Annotated in this window: 17 protein-coding genes; 10 read left to right on the top strand and 7 right to left on the bottom strand. The window is 46.8% G+C overall.

From position 1 onward, the window contains the following. Window positions 1–69 precede the first annotated feature (69 nt). The 5 genes from QMA35_RS11700 to QMA35_RS11680 all read left to right on the top strand — a co-directional run bounded on the left by QMA35_RS11700 (window position 70) and on the right by QMA35_RS11680 (window position 6,871). Window positions 70–1,518, top strand: a complete 1,449-nt coding sequence (locus QMA35_RS11700; RefSeq protein WP_281647333.1) for a TrkH family potassium uptake protein — start codon at window positions 70–72, stop codon at window positions 1,516–1,518. An 862-nt stretch (window positions 1,519–2,380) separates the two neighbouring features. Further along, window positions 2,381–3,328, top strand: coding sequence for a glycine--tRNA ligase subunit alpha (gene glyQ, locus QMA35_RS11695; RefSeq protein ID WP_281647332.1), 948 nt, complete (start codon window positions 2,381–2,383; stop codon window positions 3,326–3,328). Beyond that, window positions 3,328–5,418 (top strand): glycine--tRNA ligase subunit beta, encoded by a 2,091-nt coding sequence (glyS, locus tag QMA35_RS11690; RefSeq protein ID WP_281647331.1) that lies wholly within the window; start codon window positions 3,328–3,330, stop codon window positions 5,416–5,418. The genes glyQ and glyS overlap by 1 nt, the downstream gene beginning before the upstream one ends. Before the next feature lie 188 nt (window positions 5,419–5,606). Next, window positions 5,607–6,143 (top strand): D-glycero-beta-D-manno-heptose 1,7-bisphosphate 7-phosphatase, encoded by a 537-nt coding sequence (gene gmhB, locus QMA35_RS11685; protein WP_281647330.1) that lies wholly within the window; start codon window positions 5,607–5,609, stop codon window positions 6,141–6,143. Window positions 6,144–6,145: 2 nt separating this feature from the next. Beyond that, window positions 6,146–6,871, top strand: a complete 726-nt coding sequence (locus QMA35_RS11680; RefSeq protein WP_281647329.1) for a lysophospholipid acyltransferase family protein — start codon at window positions 6,146–6,148, stop codon at window positions 6,869–6,871. A 53-nt stretch (window positions 6,872–6,924) separates the two neighbouring features. On the opposite strand, the gene QMA35_RS11675 is transcribed toward QMA35_RS11680, so the two are convergent. From QMA35_RS11675 to dnaA, 6 genes are all read right to left on the bottom strand, one after another. Beyond that, entirely contained in the window at window positions 6,925–8,172 is a 1,248-nt protein-coding gene (locus QMA35_RS11675; protein WP_281647328.1) for a hypothetical protein, read from the bottom strand. A gap of 182 nt (window positions 8,173–8,354) precedes the next feature. Beyond that, a complete protein-coding gene (gene lpcA, locus QMA35_RS11670) occupies window positions 8,355–8,942 on the bottom strand; it encodes a D-sedoheptulose 7-phosphate isomerase (protein ID WP_281647327.1) in 588 nt (195 codons plus the stop codon). 67 nt (window positions 8,943–9,009) lie between these two features. Further along, complete coding sequence (gyrB, locus tag QMA35_RS11665; RefSeq protein WP_281647326.1) at window positions 9,010–11,424, bottom strand: DNA topoisomerase (ATP-hydrolyzing) subunit B; 2,415 nt, start codon at window positions 11,422–11,424, stop codon at window positions 9,010–9,012. A 77-nt stretch (window positions 11,425–11,501) separates the two neighbouring features. After that, on the bottom strand, window positions 11,502–12,638 hold the full coding sequence (recF, locus tag QMA35_RS11660; protein ID WP_281647325.1) for a DNA replication/repair protein RecF: 1,137 nt from the start codon (window positions 12,636–12,638) through the stop codon (window positions 11,502–11,504). Window positions 12,639–12,656: 18 nt separating this feature from the next. Further along, window positions 12,657–13,760 (bottom strand): DNA polymerase III subunit beta, encoded by a 1,104-nt coding sequence (dnaN, locus tag QMA35_RS11655; RefSeq protein WP_281647324.1) that lies wholly within the window; start codon window positions 13,758–13,760, stop codon window positions 12,657–12,659. 73 nt (window positions 13,761–13,833) lie between these two features. After that, a complete protein-coding gene (gene dnaA / locus QMA35_RS11650) occupies window positions 13,834–15,606 on the bottom strand; it encodes a chromosomal replication initiator protein DnaA (protein WP_281647323.1) in 1,773 nt (590 codons plus the stop codon). 606 nt (window positions 15,607–16,212) lie between these two features. On the opposite strand from dnaA, the gene rpmH reads away from it, so the two are divergent. The 5 genes from rpmH (at window position 16,213) to mnmE (ending at window position 20,616) form a co-directional block, all read left to right on the top strand. Next, window positions 16,213–16,347 (top strand): 50S ribosomal protein L34, encoded by a 135-nt coding sequence (gene rpmH, locus QMA35_RS11645; RefSeq protein WP_155158554.1) that lies wholly within the window; start codon window positions 16,213–16,215, stop codon window positions 16,345–16,347. A 17-nt stretch (window positions 16,348–16,364) separates the two neighbouring features. Continuing rightward, complete coding sequence (gene rnpA / locus QMA35_RS11640) at window positions 16,365–16,781, top strand: ribonuclease P protein component (RefSeq protein ID WP_281647322.1); 417 nt, start codon at window positions 16,365–16,367, stop codon at window positions 16,779–16,781. A gap of 33 nt (window positions 16,782–16,814) precedes the next feature. After that, window positions 16,815–17,102: a membrane protein insertion efficiency factor YidD gene (yidD, locus tag QMA35_RS11635; protein ID WP_281647321.1), complete on the top strand. Its 288-nt coding sequence runs from the start codon at window positions 16,815–16,817 to the stop codon at window positions 17,100–17,102. 3 nt (window positions 17,103–17,105) lie between these two features. After that, a complete protein-coding gene (yidC, locus tag QMA35_RS11630; RefSeq protein WP_281647320.1) occupies window positions 17,106–18,755 on the top strand; it encodes a membrane protein insertase YidC in 1,650 nt (549 codons plus the stop codon). Window positions 18,756–19,227: 472 nt separating this feature from the next. After that, complete coding sequence (mnmE, locus tag QMA35_RS11625; RefSeq protein ID WP_281647319.1) at window positions 19,228–20,616, top strand: tRNA uridine-5-carboxymethylaminomethyl(34) synthesis GTPase MnmE; 1,389 nt, start codon at window positions 19,228–19,230, stop codon at window positions 20,614–20,616. 127 nt (window positions 20,617–20,743) lie between these two features. On the opposite strand, the gene QMA35_RS11620 is transcribed toward mnmE, so the two are convergent. Beyond that, window positions 20,744–21,532, bottom strand: a 789-nt coding sequence (locus QMA35_RS11620; RefSeq protein ID WP_281646583.1) for a transposase, incomplete at its 5' end; no start/stop codon positions are given.

The following is a 21,532-nucleotide window of genomic DNA, read 5'->3' as shown; positions in this document are numbered from 1 at the left end:
TTAACAGGCTCCGAACAACAAATTATTTTTGCAGGCAGCTTTTCTGTCTGTGGGGAGCACAACGGGTTCATGCACCCTTCGGTTATTTTTCGGATTCTTGGGGTCCTGCTGGTTCTGTTTAGCCTGGCAAGCCTCCCTCCCATGTTCGTTGCCTGGATTTACAACGAACCGGAAATCACTCTTTTTTCTTACACATTTCTAGTAACTATTCTCACCGGTGCAGGGTGCTGGTTACCGTTCTACCGTACCCGTCATGAGTTAAGACCCAGAGACGGCTTTCTCATTACCGTTTTGTTTTGGCTGGTTCTCAGCCTGTTTGCTTCTATTCCATTTCTGTTGATGGATTTACCAGCTCTATCGTTTACCGATGCTTTCTTTGAAGCGATGTCTGGTTTAACAACGACAGGGGCAACCGTTCTTACCAATATTGAAACCCTGCCACGATCCATTCTGTTTTATCGTCAACAACTCCAATGGCTGGGGGGTATGGGAATTATTGTATTGGCTGTAGCCATTCTTCCCATGCTTGGCATTGGCGGCATGCAGCTGTATCGCACTGAAGCTCCAGGCCCAATCAAAGACAGAAAGCTTCAACCCCGTATTGCAGAGACAGCCAAAACTCTTTGGTATCTTTATCTGGCTATGACCATTATCTGCGCGCTGGCTTACTGGCTGGCAGGGATGAATCTGTTTGACGCAATCTCCCATAGTTTCTCAACTGTTGCGATAGGTGGCTTCTCAACATACGACGCCAGCATTGGACATTTTGACAGCGCACTTATTGAAGGCATCGCTGTATTTTTTATGGTGCTGTCTGGCATGAACTTCGCGTTGCATTACTTTGCCCTGCAAAGCCGTAACCCTCTTTATTATTTGCAGGATCCTGAGGTGAGGGGATACCTCGGTATACTTTTATTTGTCGGCGTTATTACTGTGGTAGCCCTTCACTTTACTGGCACTTATACAAACTGGGACGCCGTGCGTTACGGTGTGTTTGAAGTGGTTTCAGTGGCAACCACAACCGGGTTCTCTATTTCTGACTTCTCACTCTGGCCAATATTCCTGCCAATGCTGTTGTTCCTTACCAGTTTCTCCGGTGCATGCGCGGGCTCAACTGGTGGCGGAATGAAAGTTATCCGTATCATTCTGATTTTTAAGCAAGGCTCACGGGAACTTAAACGGCTCATTCACCCTAATGCGATATTTGCCATAAAACTGGGGAAGAGGGCGGTTCCTGACAGAGTCGCTGAAGCTGTGTGGGGATTCTTCTCAGCTTATATTTTCCTGTTCATTATTATGGATCTGGCTCTGTTGGCCACAGGCCTGGACCTGACAACAGCCTTCTCAACAGTTGCTTCATGTTTAAACAACCTTGGGCCAGCCCTTGGGGAAGCGTCTGCTAACTATCAAGGACTACCCAATACCGCCAAATGGATTCTTTCTTTCGCCATGCTTCTTGGACGACTGGAAATCTTTACTCTGGTGGTGCTGTTTTCTCCGATGTTCTGGCGACACTAAAGAGTAAATAGACACATCCTGATTGGAACCCAGCGAGAATATTTCATCAATATAGTCATCACTCTGATAAGAGTTATGACTGCCTGGACGATGTTGATGGTAGAAGCTCGCTTTGTTACCAGAGTCGTACATTAAGTTAACCGCCGCCTCCCACTCTAAGGGCTTACGCTTACTGAGCCTGAAGCCATCAACTTCATCATCCCAGCCAATATCGCTGATATAGGCATGACTGCGGGTTATGGTTTTCTTTCGCCCTTTAAAATCGGGGTGACTGAACATATCAACGAGAGTTTATCGTTAAGGTAAGAGGGGATGTTAAGGGATGCGCGTTCTTCCGACTTATCGAGGACATAGCAGACAGCTTTTTCATCCCGCTCATAATCTCGGGCACCAAACAGGCAAACAGCCGGTAATGTTTGTTCTGCAGCCTGATCTTCACTCAGTTCTGCCCATAAATAGGACGACGAACACCAGAAAATATAAAAACAGGATAAAACAGCTCTTACAAAAGAAAGCCTGCAACCTGAACGACACCTGCGACCTGAACGACACCTGCAACCTGAACGACACATTGGAAAGCCTTACCTAAGCGTATACAAACTACACTGGTAAAGTTGTAGAGAAGCTCTGACCTGTCCAATCAGCTATCTTTTGTAGCCTCAAAAGAACCACAATACTATTTACATTCATTTCTTAATACCAACAACACCCTAAAGAGCTGTTTTTCATCAGTTGATCAGGAGTTATCCACTCCCTGCTATCCATTCCTGCTGCATATCTGGGGTATAATCCGGACAATTTTTATTGTCTGGCCTGATTCCCAAATGGAATCAGGTAATGGAATCCAACCCGAGGTGGAACTGTGACCAATCAGAATGCGCCCGACGTCAGTACGTTTCAGGGGCTGATACTTACCCTGCAAAACTTCTGGGCAAGTCATGGCTGTGTAGTAATGCAACCCCTGGACATGGAAGTAGGTGCCGGCACATTCCACCCGGCGACATTCCTGCGAGCTATCGGCCCTGAGAACTGGAACGCGGCCTACGTTCAGCCTAGCCGCCGCCCAACCGACGGCCGTTACGGTGAAAACCCTAACCGTCTACAACACTATTACCAGTTCCAGGTAGTGATGAAGCCAAACCCAGCTAACTTCCAGGAACTGTATCTCGATTCCCTGCGCGCGCTGGGTGTTGACCCTCTGGTTCACGATATTCGCTTCGTTGAAGATAACTGGGAATCCCCAACTCTGGGTGCCTGGGGTCTTGGCTGGGAAGTATGGATGAACGGCATGGAAGTGACTCAGTTCACTTACTTCCAGCAAGCCGGTGGTATTGAGTGCTATCCAGTTACTGGTGAGATCACTTACGGTCTGGAACGTCTGGCCATGTACATTCAGGAAGTGGACAACGTTTACGACCTAATCTGGACCCGCGGCCCACAGGGCGATGTAACTTACGGCGATGTGTTTCACCAGAACGAAGTTGAGCAGTCTACTTTCAACTTTGAACACGCCGACACCAAAGTACTGTTTGAACATTTTGACTTCTACGAACAGGAATCCAAGCGATTAGTTGAACTCGGTCTGCCTCTGCCAGCTTACGAATTCACACTGAAAGCGTCCCATACTTTCAACCTGTTAGATGCCCGCCACGCTATTTCTGTAACCGAGCGTCAGCGTTTCATCCTACGAGTACGAACTCTGGCGAGAGAAGTTGCAAAGGCTTACTTCGAGGCTCGTAAAAAGCTTGGTTTCCCAATGGCAGATGAAGATATCCGCCAAGAAGTTCTTAACATGCAGGAGAGCAACTGATGTCTACTCAAGATTTTCTGGTTGAGCTGGGCACGGAAGAGCTGCCTCCAAAAGCGCTTCGCAAGCTTTCTGATGCTTTTACCAGCGGCATTCTGACCCGCATTAATCAGGCTGGCCTGAAGCATGGTGCCCATCAGTCTTTTGCCGCTCCCCGTCGCCTTGCTCTACTGATTCGTGACCTTGAAACCAATCAGCCGGACAAAGAAGTTGAGCGTCGCGGCCCAGCTGTTCAGGCTGCTTTTGATGCTGAAGGCAACCCTAGCAAAGCGGCTCAGGGCTTTGCCCGCTCTTGTGGTGTGGAGGTTTCTGACCTTGATCGTTTGGAAACCAAGAAAGGTGCCTGGCTTGTTTATCGTTCTGTAGAGCAAGGCAAGGCTACCTCTGAGCTGCTTCCTTCCATTATCTCCGCATCGCTGGAAGAACTGCCTATTCCCAAGCGTATGCGCTGGGGTAAGAGTCGTACTGAATTTGTTCGCCCTGCCCAGTGGTTGGTAACCCTGTTAGGGAATGATGTTGTTGATTGCGAAATCCTTGGCCTGAAGTCTGGCCGTGAAACCCACGGTCACCGTTTCCATTACGATCAGACCATTGCTATTGAACAGCCAGCCGATTACCAGAAGCTTCTGGCACGTACCGGTTTTGTTGTTGCAGATTACGAAAGCCGTAAAGAAACAATTCGCCAGCAGGTTGAAGCGGAAGCCCAGAAGCTGGGTGGCGTAGCCGTTATTGATGAAGACCTTCTGGATGAAGTTGCTTCCCTGAACGAATGGCCTTCTGCACTTTCTGGTCGCTTTGATGATGCTTTTTTGGAAGTACCTTCTGAAGCTCTGATCTCTTCCATGAAAGAGCATCAGAAATACTTCCACATTGAGAATGATAAAGGTGAGCTGATGCCTCATTTTATCACCATCACTAATATCCAGAGTAAAGATCCTTCTCAGGTTATCTCCGGTAACGAAAAGGTTATTCGCCCTCGTCTGGCCGACGCGCGTTTCTTCTATGAAACCGACAAGAAAACGACACTGGACGCAAACCGCGAAAAACTGAAACCTGTCGTATTCCAAAAAATCCTTGGCTCCGTATTCGACAAAACTGAACGTATCGCACGTCTATCGTCGTTCATTGCAAAACAGGAAGACGGAAACGCCGATAATGCTAAGCGTGCCGGTGAACTGTGCAAATCTGACCTTGTGTCTGAAATGGTTCTGGAATTCACAGACCTGCAGGGCATTATGGGCATGTACTATGCCGAAAACGATGGTGAACAACCTGATGTTTGTAAGGCCCTGAATGAGCAGTACATGCCACGTTTCGCAGGTGATCAGCTGCCAACAACCCTCACAGGTTGCGCTGTGGCTATTGCAGACAAGATCGATACCATCACTGGTATCTTTGGCATTAAGCAGCCACCGTCTGGTAGTAAGGATCCATTCGCCCTTCGTCGTGCGACACTCGGCGTATTACGCATTATCGTTGAAAAGAAGCTCAACCTTGATCTACGCGCCCTGATTGGAAAAGCAGTTGATGGTTACAAGGCTCAAGGCGTTGAACTCCCTGCCGGTGAAGAACTGACTGAAACCGTTCTTGATTTCATGCTGGAACGTTTCCGTGCCTGGTACCAGGGTGAAGGTATATCTGCAGAGGTATTCCTGTCTGTACGCGCTCTGAAACCTTCCTGCCCATTCGATTTTGATCAGCGTGTGAAGGCTGTTGCTGAGTTCGGCAACCTTCCAGAAGCTCTCGCTCTGGCCTCTGCCAATAAGCGTGTTTCCAACATTCTGGCCAAAGCTGGCGATGTTGTGATTCCTGACGTGATTGATGCAGGGTTAATCACAGAAGCAGCTGAGAAGAACCTTCATAATGTTCTTTCCGCATCAATCGCTGAAGTTACGCCACTGCTGGCAGAAGGTAACTACAGTGCCGCCATGAATCAACTAGCAAGCCTGAAAGAGCCAGTTGATACCTTCTTTGATGAGGTAATGGTTAACGTTGATGACGAAAAAGTGAAGCTGAACCGCTATGCCTTACTTAAGCAGTTGCGCAGCCTGTTCCTCCATGTCGCAGATATTTCTTTGTTACAGGCCAGCTAATCTTTTCTTGTTAGAACTGAAAGTGCGGCTTTGGCCGCACTTTTTTCGCCTTGGCGATCTTGTTCTATTCTCATGGTTCTAGATCTGTTGAAACATAACGCATGCTGAAATTTGCTTTATTGACGTTTCCAGTTTCCAACTCTTTCATTATTATTCCTTTCAAATTTATTTCAGATATTTGGTAGTTGATGAATCTGGTAATTCTCGACCGTGATGGTGTAATTAATGAAGACTCAGATGACTATATAAAGTCCCCTGATGAGTGGCATCCAATACCGGGAAGTATTGAAGCAATTGCTAAACTCTCCCAGGCTGGTTACACAGTCGCCGTAGCAACCAACCAATCTGGAATAGGAAGGGGCTATTACTCTCTGGAAACACTTCAGGCTATGCACCACAAGATGAATAGTCTGGTAAAAGCTGCCGGTGGAAAGATTTCCTGTATTTGCTTCTGTCCACACACCCCTGACGATCACTGTGATTGCCGTAAACCAAAACCCGGCCTTGTGCATCAAATAGAAAAACAACTTTCTTGTAACGCTAAAGGCGCCTGGTTTGTTGGTGATACCGCAAAAGATATTGAAGTTGCACAAGCCTGTGATTGCCAACCTGTTTTAGTGAATACCGGAAAAGGTCAAAGAACTTTGCAAAAGGGTCTGGTCCTTGATGGTGTTCGTGTTGTTGAGAATCTGCTGGAGTTTGCTGATTTTCTAATCAAGGACTGACAATGATAAAAGTGCTGTTTTTGCTTTGCTGGCTGAGAACAATTGTGTTTTATGTTCTCTGGGTTATATGGACTTTACTCTGGTGTTCGTTTGCCATTTTTGCCGTTTATTTTGTACCTGAACATGCACGACATGGTTTTGTTATCAAAACGTTTTGTGTGGTGACTTTGTTTCTCAGTCGGGTTGTTTGCGGAATCACCTGGAAGGTTGAAGGCAAAGAGAACATCCCCGAACAGCCTTGTGTTGTTGCCAGTAATCATCAGTCCCCATGGGAAACCTTCCTGGTTCAGATGCTGTTTACACCTCAGTCTACAGTTATAAAAAAGGAACTGCTTTTTATACCCTTCTTTGGCTGGGCATTTAAGAAAGTGAACCCCATTGCCATTGATCGAAAAGATGGCCGCTCAGCATTGCAGCAGGTGGTTGAAAAAGGAAAAGAGCGCCTCCAAAACGGTCACTGGGTTGCGATCTTCCCTGAAGGAACCCGTTATCACTGGCCCGAAGTAGGGCGCTTTACCCGTGGAACAGCATCTCTGGCTGTTTATGCTGGCGTTCCTATTCTACCAATGGCTCATAATGCCGGCAGATATTGGCCTGCACATAAATGGTTGAAAACCCCTGGAGAAATTACTGTTCGAATCGGCCCAGCAGTTGAAAGTAAAGGTAAAGAAATCCCTGAGTTAACTGATGAGGTTCGTGAGTGGGTTGTCAGTAATTCTCCTCACTAATTCGAACTCAAATACAAAAGAAAAGTGGGGCAAAACCCTGCTCTTCTTTTGTTCTACATGTTTTTTAAATCTTCACCAAGATAGATTGCTCTTCTCCTGTGCCGTGTTAACTCATCGCCGAGTTGTGTATGAATTCCGTGTACGTCGTAAAAGCAATTTACAGTTTCTGTTTTCGTGCCGTACCCGTAGGCATCTTGTTTCTGTTCTACAGGTTTACGACATGCTTTTTTTATTTTTCCTGCATATTCTGAAATGCAGCCCCAAGCCTTCTGGGCAACACCACTGGAGCGGGTTTGCACTCTTGTTGGTGGCATAGAAGAATTGCTTTTCCTTGCCAGTATCCGGGATCCAATAGTGCTGTCATCCCCCTCCCTCTCAATTCCCTGAGCCTTAAGAAGGCCTAAACGATATTCAGCCGACAAGCATGATGTTTCATATGATGTTAATCCGTTTACTTGGCGCCATTGGTTATCATGGGCAGCCATATCCTTGGAAATCCCTCTTTCTTTCTCTTTTCTTTTCTTTCTATTGAAGTTATTTACATTTTTTATATGGGCTTTATGCTCATCTCCAACTTTCGTTAAGGCCTTTTCCTTAGAAATCGATGAGTTAAGCCAGGGTAATGCTTTCTTTGCTAGATTCTCTATTTCTTCTAGATTTCTACCATTTGTCTCTCTTCTTTCCATGCAGTCTTCCATGTCTTTATGGGTTTCAGCCAGACGCCTTGCGCATTCTTTTTTTCCTTCAAACAGGAGTGTGTGCGCATACTTACCCGCAATATGTAAACCTGTCGCTACAAACACCCCTGTCAGGCCAAATGCGATTTCAACAGTCGGTGCTGCCAGCCAGCCCAAGTCATACCCAAGCACAGAAGTAGATACAGTCGCCAACCCTATTTTTAACACCTGTGATGCCTGACTTGCAGGACAATATCCAAGCTTAAGTGCTTCTGCGGCTCCAAGTGCAGAGGTAAAGCCATTCTTTACGATTCCTCCAATAGGCCAGCACCCGAAGTACCAAAGAAGTCCACCAACAGCCGTACCTATACCACCTCCTACTAAATAGGCCCCTTCAATCCCCTCTTCGACTTTTGCCCAAAGAGTATTTTCGCTTAAATATTCTTCATGGAATTGTTTGCCTTTAGCAACATAGCTCTCACTGTTTACCGATGAAATATCCCGCCTTGTCCATTTTGGCTGTTCAGGTGGTAGGTGTGCTTGAAAGCCGTCTGGACTTTGTTGCGCAGGACAAAAGCAAGTTTGTGGTATACAAGTTTGTGGTATAGTTGTAGCGCTATACATGATAATCCCTCAATATCCCTATCAGAGTTACTTCTTTGACCACCAACTAACAGCTTTGTTTAGGTGTGGATAACCAGTGAGTTAGTATCACTTACAATGAGGAGATTGCAGCGGAAGGGGGGTTATGCAGGTATTGCGTAAAGCCTTACAGACCGGGCCTTAGCCGGCCTGTAAGCAGGAGGTCACTTGCTCTCCATAAGCTTTTCTATGGTACCAATAAGAATGTGGATAACTTTGATATGCACTTCTTGAATTCTATCGGCATAGCCAAAATGTGGCACACAGATCTCTATATCAGCCATACCTGCCATTTTTCCACCATCCTTACCCGTTAGGGCTATTGTTTTCACACCCTTCTCAGAGGCCGCCTCAAAGGCTTTGATGATGTTGCCTGAGTTACCGCTGGTGCTAATTCCAAGAAGGACATCACCAGACAGACCTACAGCTTCTACATAACGGCTAAATACATACTCATAGCCGAAGTCATTACTTACACACGAGATATGGCTTGGATCAGATATGGCTATTCCAGGATATCCGGGGCGGTTATCCCGGTATCTACCGGTCAGCTCTTCGGCAAAATGCATAGCATCACAGTGGGAGCCACCGTTGCCGCAGGACAGAACCTTTCCGCCAGCCTTGAATGATTCAGCGATCAGCTCAGCAGCATTCTGGACTTTCTGCAGTTGTTCTTCATCAGACAGAAAACGAGCCAGTACTTCCTGTGCCTCTGTCAGTTCACCTCGGATAAAAGATTGGATTTCCTGCATTTTTCTACCTTAGATGAAAAGGCCGGTACTCTATACAGAAGCACCGGCCTGTTACCTTCTTCAAGGATTACACGTCGAGGTTGGCAACCTTGAGCGCATTACTCTCAATAAAGTCCCGACGAGGTTCTACCTGATCCCCCATCAAGGTAGTGAAAATCTGATCTGCTGCAATAGCATCTTCGATAGTCACTTTCAGCATTCGGCGATTGACCGGATCCATGGTTGTTTCCCAAAGCTGGTCAGGGTTCATCTCTCCCAAACCCTTATAGCGCTGGATACCATGACGCTTGGTAGACTCATACATCAACCAGTCGAGCCCCTGATCAAACGTGTCTACAGGCTGGGTGCGTTCCCCTTTACGGATATGAGCCCCTTTCTCCAACAACCCGTTAAGTTTATTACCCAACTTAACAATCAGCGCATAGTCATTAGATGAGAAAAACTCATTCTGGAAAAGGAATATTGTTTCCAGCCCATGGGCTTTTACGGAAACCTCTGGCAACCAGGAGTTGTGCTCCCGATCTTCCACAACACGCATAGACATCATACTGCCAGACATAACATTGCTGGACAGTTTTTCGTCCAGCTTGCTGGCCCAGGCTTCGACCAGCGCCTTATCTTTCAGGTTCTCTTCAGTAAGCTCTTCTGCATAAATAAGCTGCTGCAAAACATCAGGCGGATACAGACGTGACAACCTATTGATAACATTTTGAACCTTACGGTATTCGTTAACCAGAGATTCCAGCTGGTCATCAGCAATACCAGGAGCATCTTCATTCACATGCAGGCTCGCATTTTCCAGAGCCATTGTGGTGAGATACTCCTGGAGAGCCTCATCATCTTTCAGATATTGTTCCTGCTTACCGCGCTTCACTTTATAAAGAGGAGGCTGTGCAATATAGATGTAGCCTTTCTCAATAAGCTCAGGCATCTGACGGAAGAAGAACGTCAGAAGAAGTGTTCGAATATGGGCACCGTCCACATCGGCATCTGTCATGATGATGATATGGTGATAACGCAGTTTCTCAGGATTAAACTCTTCGCGGCCAATACCACAACCCAAAGCGGTGATCAGTGTTCCTACTTCCTGAGAAGAGAGCATCTTATCAAACCGGGCTTTTTCGACGTTAAGAATCTTACCCTTCAATGGAAGAATGGCCTGTGCACGGCGATCTCGACCCTGTTTGGCAGAACCGCCAGCCGAGTCACCCTCCACTATATAAAGTTCAGAGAGGGCAGGGTCCTTCTCCTGACAGTCTGCCAACTTTCCTGGCAAACCAGCGATATCAAGTACACCTTTACGGCGAGTCATATCGCGGGCTTTACGGGCCGCTTCACGGGCACGGGCAGCATCAAGCATCTTGCCAACAATAATTTTCGATTCTTGCGGGTTTTCTAACAGGAATGTAGAAAACAGCTTACCCATTTCCTGCTCAACAGCTGTTTTCACTTCAGAAGAAACCAGCTTATCTTTGGTTTGGGAAGAGAACTTCGGGTCCGGAACCTTCACTGACACAATAGCGGTCAGACCTTCTCTGGCATCATCACCGGTTGTGCTGACTTTTTGTTTTTTAGCCAACCCTTCGGCTTCAATATAGTTATTCAACGTTCGGGTAAGGGCGCCACGAAAACCTGCCAGGTGAGTACCGCCATCACGGTTTGTGATGTTATTAGTGAAGCAGTAAATACTTTCCTGAAAGCTATCATTCCACTGCATAGCCACTTCAACACCCACACCATCTTCATGCATAGAGTTAAAGTGGAACACCTTGTTTACAGAGTTCTTGTTCTGATTCAGGTACTCAACAAACGCCTTTAGTCCACCTTCATACATGAACTGGTCATTACGACCATCACGCTCATCTTTCAGGTTAATGCACACGCCAGAGTTCAAAAATGACAATTCACGCAAGCGTTTCGCAAGAATATCGTAGCTATAACGAATGTTTGAGAATGTATCTGCAGATGGCCAGAAAGTAACTTCTGTTCCGGTTGATTCCGTCTCACCAACAACTGTCAGCGGTGCATTGGGAACACCATTGGTATAAATTTGTTGATGAACTTTGCCTTGTCGGCGGATTGTCATACGCAGCTCACGGGAGAGGGCATTTACAACAGAAACCCCAACGCCATGCAATCCACCTGAAACCTTATAAGTGTTGTCATCAAACTTACCACCAGCATGCAGCACAGTCATAATAACTTCTGCCGCAGAGACTCCTTCTTCTTCATGGATCTCTGTTGGTACACCACGACCATCATCCCGAACGGTTACAGACTCATCCGGGTGGATGATGACATCTATAGCTGAGCAGTGTCCCGCCAACGCTTCGTCTATGGAGTTATCGACAATCTCAAAAACCATGTGGTGAAGACCGGTACCATCGTCCGTATCTCCGATGTACATACCAGGGCGTTTACGAACTGCATCCAGCCCTTTCAGCACCTTGATATTCGATGCATCGTAAGTTTGTTCACTCATTCCGCCACTCTCTCCAATAGCACTGATAGCACCGTTTACTCTGCCCTTGGGTCAAATTTCGGCCCACCATCAGTCAGTTATCCTGCATCCATCAGGGTTGTCTCGGCAGATGTCTGCTCCGCCCTGGAATCTTCAATCAGTACACCATGTTCCACATGGAACATTTTTACTTCTGACTCAGCACTCCAAACTTGACCCAGAGAGCCTTTATCCACACAGGTAATAAATACCTGTGCATTCATATCTTCGAACATTTTACATAATCGAGATCGATGTTCCTGGTCGAGCTCCGAAGGAAGGTCATCAACAAGATAGACACACCCAAAAGGCTTGCTATCGCTAAAAAGCTTACCCTGAGCAAGCTTCAAGGCGCACACAACAGCCTTTTGCTGACCACGGGATAAAGTATCCACAGCAGCAAGACCTTGGTATCTCAGCTTAATATCAGCCCGATGGGGACCCCACTGAGTATATCCAGCTTCCACATCACGTCGGTAAGAACGCTTCAGTACATCACGTAAAGAGCTTTCTTTATCCCAGCCCCTTGAGTAAGAAATCTGGATATCGGTGATTCCAGACAGGCATTCAAGAGTATTTTCAAAAACAGGTTTCAACGCTTCAAAATAGCGTCGCCTGTAATTATCTATCTCTTCTCCGCTTTGGGATAGCTCTGCATCCCATACATCCATCAGCGAATCAGACATTTTACCATGTCGAAGCAATGCATTCCGCTGTTTCATGGATTTATAGGCACGTTTCCATGCCGGTAAAAATCGATGTTCCACATGGAACACTCCCCAATCAAGAAACTGTCTTCTGTCTTTGGGGGTTCCCTCCAGCAGCCTGAAAGTATCAGGGTTGATGACCTGCAGGGGAAGGATAGAAGCAAGATCAGAACTTAACCGGCAAGGCTCACCATTTATATGGATCTTGCAGGAAGCATCCAGAGAGCGACTAACACCGAGAGAAAAAACGGACTCTCTTCCCTTCACAAGTCCAAATACAGTACAAGCTTCCTGGGATTGACGAATAACAGGCTTAACCTTGGAAGAACGAAAAGAACGGGTAGTGCCGAGCAAGTGAACAGCTTCGAGAAAACTAGTTTTACCGCTACCGTTAGAGCCGTATAGGATATTGATAGAGGGGGAAGGGGAGAGGGTTACAGATACAAGATTTCTTATATCTGTAACCCGAACTTTCTGAAGAAAGGACATTTCTATACAAAAGAAGGATTAGAGACGCATGGGCATAACCACGTAAACAGAATCACTGTTTTCGGGTTCTTCCACCAAGGCGCTACTATTTGGATCAGACAGGGTCAGTTTTACTGCATCACAATCAACAACAGAGAGAACATCCAACAAGTAACTAACGTTGAAGCCAATCTCCAAAGAGTTACCTTCATAAGTTACTGTCACTTCTTCTTCCGCTTCTTCCTGCTCTGGGTTGTTCGCCATAATCTTGACAGTATTCTGATCCAGGATCAGACGAATACCACGGTATTTCTCATTAGAGAGAATAGAGGCACGGTTCAGAGCCTGACGCATGATCTGACGATCACCGATAACAACCTTATCTCCACCACGAGGCAGAACGCGCTCATAATCAGGGAATTTACCGTCGACCAGCTTGGAGGTGAAAATAAACGCTCCAGTAGTTGCACGGATGTGATTAGCGCCCAGGGTAATGTTCACAATCTCTTCACCGTCGGTCAGCAAACGGGCCAACTCAAGAATACCTTTACGGGGAACAATCACCTGATGGCGGTCATCCTGACTAATATCTGCTTCAACAGTACACATAGCCAGACGGTGGCCATCTGTTGCAACAGAACGCAGCGCATGCTCACGCACTTCCAGTAGCATACCGTTCAGGTAGTAGCGCACATCCTGCTGAGCCATGGCAAAGCCAGTCCGATCAATCAGGCGACGAAGACGGGACTGAATAATTGAGAAAGAGTAAGAGCCAGACTCTTCATCAATACTTGGGAATTCATTGGCAGGAAGAGTAGACAGTGTAAAGCGTGAACGTCCGGAACGGAAAATAACGCGCTGGTCTTCCAGCTGGAAAGTGATATCACTGTCTTCTGGCAAAGACTTACAAATATCCATCAGCTTCCGTGCCGGTACAGTAATATCACCATCTTCCGCAGGGCTTTCGAGGTGAACTCGGCCTACAAGTTCCACTTCCAGGTCGGTACCGGTCAGGGACAGGGTATCACCTTCAACAACCAGCAAAACGTTGGACAATACGGGCAGTGTTTGCCTGCGCTCAACGACTCCAGCAACCAGCAACAGTGGCTTAAGCAGGGCTTCCCGGTTAATGGTAAATTTCATTGTTTCCTTTCTCGCCTCTAGCTAAGGAAATTCGTCAATATCTGGTTAACTGAACTACGTAATTCAACCGCAATTAGCTGGTAAGCAAACGCAAGAGATTCTTATGATCTTGCTCTATTTCAGCATCACTTTCACACAATTGCTTCACTTTCCGACAGGCGTGCAAAACTGTTGTATGATCTCGCCCACCATAGGCATCGCCAATTTCCGGCAAGCTGTGATTAGTCAGCTCCTTTGACAATGCCATAGCAATCTGTCGAGGTCGAGCAACTGAACGACTTCGTCTTTTAGAAAGTATGTCTGAAATTTTTATTTTGTAATATTCAGCTACTGTACGCTGGATATTTTCAATGCTTACTTGTTTATCTTGAAGAGCCAAAAGGTCTTTCAAAGACTCACGAATAAGATCAACATCAATCTTACGCCCCATAAAGTGCGCGCTGGCAATAACTCGCTTAAGAGCGCCTTCAAGCTCACGTACATTAGAACGAATGCGTTGCGCAATAAAGAAAGCAGATTCGTGGGGCAGTTCTACACGAGCCTGTTCTGCTTTCTTCATGAGAATGGCGACACGTGTCTCCAACTCGGGAGGCTCAACAGCAACAGTTAATCCCCAACCAAAACGTGACTTAAGACGTTCTTCCAGACCGGATATTTCTTTTGGGTAACGATCGCAGGTAAGAATCATCTGCTGACCACCCTCAAGCAAAGCATTAAAGGTGTGGAAGAACTCTTCCTGGGAACGTTCCTTACCAGCAAAAAACTGAATATCGTCAATCAACAAAGCATCAACAGAACGGTAATAACGCTTGAAGTCATTAATTGCATTCAGTTGAAGCGCCTTAACCATATCGGCAACAAATCGTTCAGAGTGCAGATAAACAATTTTGGCATCTGGATTATGTTGTGCAAGCTGATTACCGACTGCATGCATAAGGTGGGTTTTACCCAAACCTACCCCCCCATAAAGGAAAAGCGGGTTATAAGCAGAGCCGGGGTTTTCAGCTACCTGACGTGACGCGGCCAAAGCAAGCTGGTTGGACTTACCTTCCACAAAGGTATCAAACACAAAGGATCTGTTAAGAGAGCTTGTATGCTTAATACTGCCTTCTACTTCTACCTGCCTTTTAGGAGTAACCACCCGTGAAGGTGCAGGAGTAATAATTGGAGAATGTGAACTGAAATGTGGTGGTTGCCGCTCTGATACCAGAACATCTTCATGGTTTGATTGATAAGCCGTAGCCAATGCAGGTTTCGCCTGTGGAATATCCTGAACTTCTGGCAGGCTCGCTTCCGACTTACGTCGAAGTTCATTAGCGATTGGATTTACAAAACGTTTACGTACAGAAGCCGGGGCCACAGCTGTTGCTGTTTCACGCCCAAAATCAAGACTCTTACTACTGGCATGATCCGAAGCCGCACTTAACGGCTGAGAAACAGAAGTTGGCGCTTTCTCTGCAACAGGTGCTTTTTCCGGAGCCTGATTCTGGCTGTAAAGATCCAGATTGGTCTGGCCATTATCAGAATCTGTATTTCGGGTAGTCCGCGCAGACGCTGAAGCTGAAGGCTTACTTTTACCAGAAGCAAACTTGAATGACGGCCTGCGATTACTCACCCCAAGGGCAATAGCCGGAGGGTTACCGTCAGACAGCTCCATTAAAACTTCTTCTATACGAGGCAGGTACTTGTCTTTCATCCAGTCGAGGACGAACCGGTTCGGCGCCAGCAGGCATAACTCATCGTGGTCAGCCATGACTTTGAGTGGGCGCAACCAGGTATTGAATTGCTGTAGAGGCAATTCGTCCTGAAGGATTTCCATGCACTTCTGCCAGAGTTCACGAGGCACTGGGATAACTCCGGTCATTCTGAACGACTGTGGTCAATTTTAATGTTGAAAACTTCTTTATTTTATCCCGATCAGAATAGGTTATCCACACCCCTAATAACAAAGTTCGCCGCTATTAAAGGTTTTTTATTATCTTTTTCATATGGTTAAAACAAATATAAAATTATCTGTGGATATAAGTTTTATATTTCAAGTTGTGGATATGTCTGTGTAAAAAGACTGGATGTCCTGAGGTAAGGTTGTTACAAACCGATAAAATTATCATATTTAATTGAAATAATTTTTTGAAAAAACAGAAACTTAAGAAGGATAGGTGAAGTGGATAAAAACTAACTTCAGATTCTTAAATAAAATCATCGGAGAGCGAGCAACAGACCGGGGCAACACCAACAGGAACACATCAAAACCGATATTAAAAAAAGAAGATTTTTTATATATATGAGCTTTTATGTTGGCAAAAATCACTGAAATATGTAGATATACGATGATTTGATCGTTTTTTATACATCTTTTAAATTGACGCTATATAAGGTATTCCCTAAAATTGCGCGTCATTTTATTTTTTCTCGTTTCTCGACGAGGAATCCCTCAAAAGAGTAGATAGACATGAAAAGAACTTTTCAACCAAGCGTACTGAAGCGTAAGCGCACCCACGGTTTCCGTGCTCGTATGGCCACCAAGAATGGTCGTGCCGTTCTGGCTCGTCGTCGTTCCAAGGGCCGTAAGCGTCTGGCAGCCTGATCGATCAGGGCCTGCACATGACTTTCGGATTCAGCCCGAGTTTAAGGCTGCTGAAGTCATCAGAGTTCAAACGGGTTTTTGATAAGGCTGATATAAAGGTTTCCGACAAGAACATTCTTATACTGGCACGAGAGAACCATCTGGAAATTCCCAGGGTCGGTTTGATTATCGCCAAAAAGAATGTACGAACCGCGGTATCCAGAAACAGGATAAAACGGGTTATTCGTGAGACATTCCGCCACAGTCAACACAGTCTTCAGGGACTGGATTACGTTGTTCTGGCCAGAAAAGGCCTGGGCGAACTCGATAACAGGCAACTACACAGCCTGCTCGACAAGCAGTGGTTACGAGCTCGAAAAAGATCGGCATCCTTACGGAAGTCTGATCAATCTAGCCCTAAAAAGCCCGATAGAGCACGCCCCCCTGTCGATTAACCATCCACAGGGGATCGCCAAAAGGTACAGAACATGATGAATCCGATACGTTCTTTCGTTCTGTTACTGATCAGGGGCTACCAATATGGAATCAGCCCCCTAATGGCAAACCACTGCCGTTTTTATCCCTCCTGCTCCTCCTATGCCACGGAAGCCATTAATACTCACGGCCTCCTCAAAGGCGGATATCTCTCATGCCGACGTTTACTGCGCTGTCACCCCTGGAATCCTGGGGGATACGATCCCGTACCTGACAGTCAGGAAAGACAGGCATTGAAACAGGCGGATCCGGACACCTCCAACCGTTTCGATGGCCACTAAATCATGGATTTGCAACGTACCCTCTTAATCGCGGGTCTGGTTGTTGTCGGCTACCTGATGGTGCTGCAATGGAACCAGGACTATAACCAGCCGCAAGCTGTCAGTCAGGCCGCCACTCAGCTCCCTGCCAGCAATACTCCAGATATCCCGGTTGCATCATCAGCAACTTCCGATGCACCAGTTCTCCCCGATGACGTAAAGTCAGAAAATACTGCCCCATCACAGGCTCAGCTGATCACTGTAACAACTGATACATTGATCCTGACTATTGATACCCGTGGTGGTGATATCGTTCGTGCAGAACTCCCCAAGTACCCTCAGGTAAAGGGTGAGAAAACTCCTTTTGCTCTGCTTGAAAACAGCACCAGTCGCCTGTTTGTCGCACAGAGTGGCCTGACCGGAACCAATGGTCCGGATCGCAAAGGCAAGCCTCTCTACAGTGTTGAGAACACTTCCTACAATCTGGGTGATAACGAATCACTGAACGTAGACCTGTCTCTCAAGACAGAGAACGGCGTTGATATCACCAAGCGTTTCTCCTTTACCAGAGGTAAATACCAGGTTGGTGTGGATTACATTATCCACAACGGCAGCAACAGCGACTGGAAAGGTAATTTCTACGCTCAGCTGAAGCGTGATAACTCAAAAGACCCAAGCCAGGAAATGAGCAGTGCCTCCGGCATGAACACATACCTGGGCGCGGCTGTTAAGAGTAATGAAAAGCAATACCAGAAACTGGAGTTTGATGATTTCGCCAGCGAGCCTTTCAAAGAAAAAGTGGAAGGTGGTTATGCCGCTATCGTTCAGCATTACTTTGTAAGCGCATGGGTTCCTAAACAGGATCAATTCAATACTTATCAGACTCGCACTTTTAGCGGCGACAACATTGTCAGCATTGTTGAGCCTGCTGTTGAAGTCGCTCCTGATACCACAGAAACTGTTGGCGCAATCCTGTACCTCGGTCCAAAGAACCAGAAAACCCTGTCCCAGCTGGCACAAGGTTTGGATCTGACTATCGATTACGGTGTGCTATGGTGGTTTGCCAAGCCTCTGTTCCTACTACTGAGCTTCCTGCACTCTCTGATAGGTAACTGGGGCTTCAGCATCATTGCCCTGACCATAATCGTGAAAGGTCTTTTCTTCCCACTGTCTGCTGCCAGCTATCGCTCTATGGCGAAGATGCGCAAGCTAACTCCAAAGATGCAGGCTCTGAAAGAGAAGCATGGAGATGATCGTCAGGCGTTGTCTCAGGACATGATGAAGCTCTACAAGGAAGAAAAAGTGAACCCAATGGGTGGCTGTCTTCCAATTCTTGTACAGATGCCTGTATTCATTGCCCTGTACTGGGTGCTGCTGGAATCTGTTGAGCTGCGCCACGCTCCATGGCTGGGCTGGATTCAGGATCTCTCACAAATGGATCCTTACTTCATCCTGCCGCTGATCATGGGTGCATCCATGTTTGCACAGCAGATGCTGTCTCCAACGCCTCCAGACCCTATGCAGGCGCGTGTAATGAAGCTGATGCCAGTAATCTTCACTTTCTTCTTCCTGTGGTTCCCTGCCGGTCTGGTACTGTACTGGGTAACCAACAACCTGCTGTCCATTAGTCAGCAGTGGTATATCACCAAGAAGATCGAAGCTGCAGACGGTTAAAGTCTGGGGTTCTGACCAAAAGCGGGCTTTTATAAGCCCGCTTTTTTTATACCTGCGCAGAAAACAACTAAAAGAAGAAGCAGAAATTCTTATCAGGAAAAGAAAGTCCCAGGAAAAAATCTGCTCCGTAATACGGCTACAGAAAAAATAGATAAACTTGAAAAAGTAAAATTATCAGACAGGCATTTAATCCTGAAAAAATAAAGACGGGATGGTTGTCGATGAATACAACAAAAAAGCTGCAAACCAATGAATTGGAAACCTTGTTCACTCGAGTGCAGGCTCAAAGAAAACCCATAAAGAGATTGATGGTCTTGTTAGAGAACTTCTGCAACACAACTCGGATATTTCATCTCTGGGGTTAAATAAAACGCAATCGGACGGGTGGAAAACCAGCAGCCAGACAACAGGTCTTTGCCCATCCTTTTACCCTTCATTAGACTAGCGCCTTTCTATTCAACTCAGACTGGCCATGACCTCTTCACACACCTCAACACACCCTCCATACAATCAAGACACTATTGTTGCCCAGGCCACAGCACCAGGAAGGGGAAGTGTGGGTATTGTGCGTGTATCCGGCACCCGTGCTGGTGAAATAGCAAAAACTATTCTTAAGCGTGATTTGACACCACGCCATGCTCACTATCAACCCTTCTATGACAGTAGCGATAACGTTATCGATGAAGGGCTGGCCTTATATTTCCCGGGTCCAAATTCTTTTACTGGAGAAGATGTACTGGAACTTCAGGGGCATGGCGGCCCGGTTATTCTTGACCTGTTACAAAAAGAGATAACCAGCCACGGTATTCGCCTGGCGCGCCCTGGTGAATTTTCCGAGCGGGCATTTCTTAATGACAAACTTGACCTTGCCCAAGCCGAAGCGATTGCCGACTTAATCGACAGCTCATCAGAAGAAGCTGCCCGCAGCGCTGTTCGTTCTTTACAGGGCGCATTTTCCAAAAGAGTGAATGAACTTGTTGAAGAACTTATCCACCTGAGAATCTATGTGGAGGCGGCCATCGACTTCCCGGAAGAAGAAATAGACTTCCTCTCGGATGGCAAGGTACAACGGGATCTTGAGCAGGTTATAGACAAGTTATCCACAACTTTCGCTGAAGCCAGACAGGGTTCTCTGGTTCGTGACGGTATGACAGTTGTAATTGCCGGACGCCCAAATGCTGGTAAATCCAGCCTTCTCAATGCACTGTCTGGCAGGGACAGCGCCATTGTCACTGAGATTGCCGGTACAACTAGGGATGTGCTCCGTGAACATATCCACATTGATGGCATGCCTTTACACATCATTGATACTGCCGGTTTACGGGACAGTGAAGACATTGTGGAACAAATTGGTGTTAGACGGGCTTTTGATGAAATATCACAGGCCGATTTGGTTCTGCTGATGGTGGACAGCACCACAACCAGCGCAACAGATCCTCACGATATCTGGCCTGAATTTGTCGACCGCCTTCCTGCTGGGGAAAAGATCTCGGTTATTCGAAATAAGGTTGACCTTTCTGATGAAGAAGCAGGGATAACAGAAGGACAATTCCCGGTCATCCGGCTTTGTGCACAAACAGGACAAGGTGTGGATAACCTGCGCCAACACCTAAAAACACTGATGGGTTACACCGGAACAAGTGAAGGTGGCTTCAGTGCCCGCCGTCGCCATATAGAAGCACTGGAGCAAGCTAAAACCTTCCTTTATCAGGGGCGTGATCAGTTATTGGGAATAGGAGCAGGGGAATTACTGGCTGAAGATTTACGTCAGGCACAACATGCTTTAGGAGAAATCACTGGCGAGTTCTCCAACGATGACCTCTTAGGGAAAATTTTCTCAAGCTTTTGTATAGGAAAGTAACCGTCTGGAGGTAAATGTAAGCTATCCCTGTTAGCTACTAGCAGCCTGTCGGACTGGCCCGTCCATTTGAGTCCTTTTTGATCATATCGGCCTACAGAGCTCATATCTGCCTTCAGAGGTCACTTACTCAAACAGAACGCCAGCGTAACCTCATGAGACAGTGGCTGACTACAAGCCAATAAAGCACCAGAGCCAGCCATTTTTTATCATCGACTTGCTTCAGGTTGAACATTCGGCGCAGGTTGAATGTCAGGCAGACCAGATCCCACTCTTTCGAGACCACTTCCAGTCCCCGCACCAGGAATCGCCGATATCCCATTGCCTCCTTCTGTATTCCGAAGGTGGGCTCTATCGTGCATTTTCGTCGGCTGTAGATGGCTCGCCCTTCTTGTGTCTGCAAGCGCCAGCGCATCCACTCCAAGACACTGGCATCATCATCCGGGACTGGCGGGTCCGGCTGGAAACGCTGCAAGGGGGGCGGGTTGTGCTCATCCCGTTTTATAGCAATGTAGGGTGTCAGTTCTTCTTTATCCACAGCGCAGACATTAGCCTCGCTGAAGTAGCCCGTGTCGGCCAGTAACCCCTCAGCTTTTCCAAGCACGGGGGCCAGTATGCGTAACTGTCTGAGTGTTGGCTCAACTTCTTTTTTGTCATTCGGTGCCTGAGTCACATGACGTGTCACGATCAGACCACTCCCGATGTCTACAGACGCCTGGGCATTGTAGGCTTGTTCGAATGCACCACCGGCAGTGGGCATAATACGAGATTCGTCGTCTGTCAGGTTGACCTGGTCTTTGTCCCCTGCACCTGGTTCCGGTGGCTTTGGCGCTTTGCCGGGATGCTTGCGCTTATTGCGTTTCTCTATTTTCTCTTCGTACTCTACCTGTTCTTGCTGGTAGCGTTCGTCTGCTCGGCG

It is taken from the genome of Parendozoicomonas sp. Alg238-R29 (genome assembly GCF_947331445.1).
Lineage (GTDB): Bacteria > Pseudomonadota > Gammaproteobacteria > Pseudomonadales > Endozoicomonadaceae > Sansalvadorimonas.
Note: the sequence above shows the minus strand (reverse complement) of the source record. Positions and strands in the feature narration are given on the sequence as shown.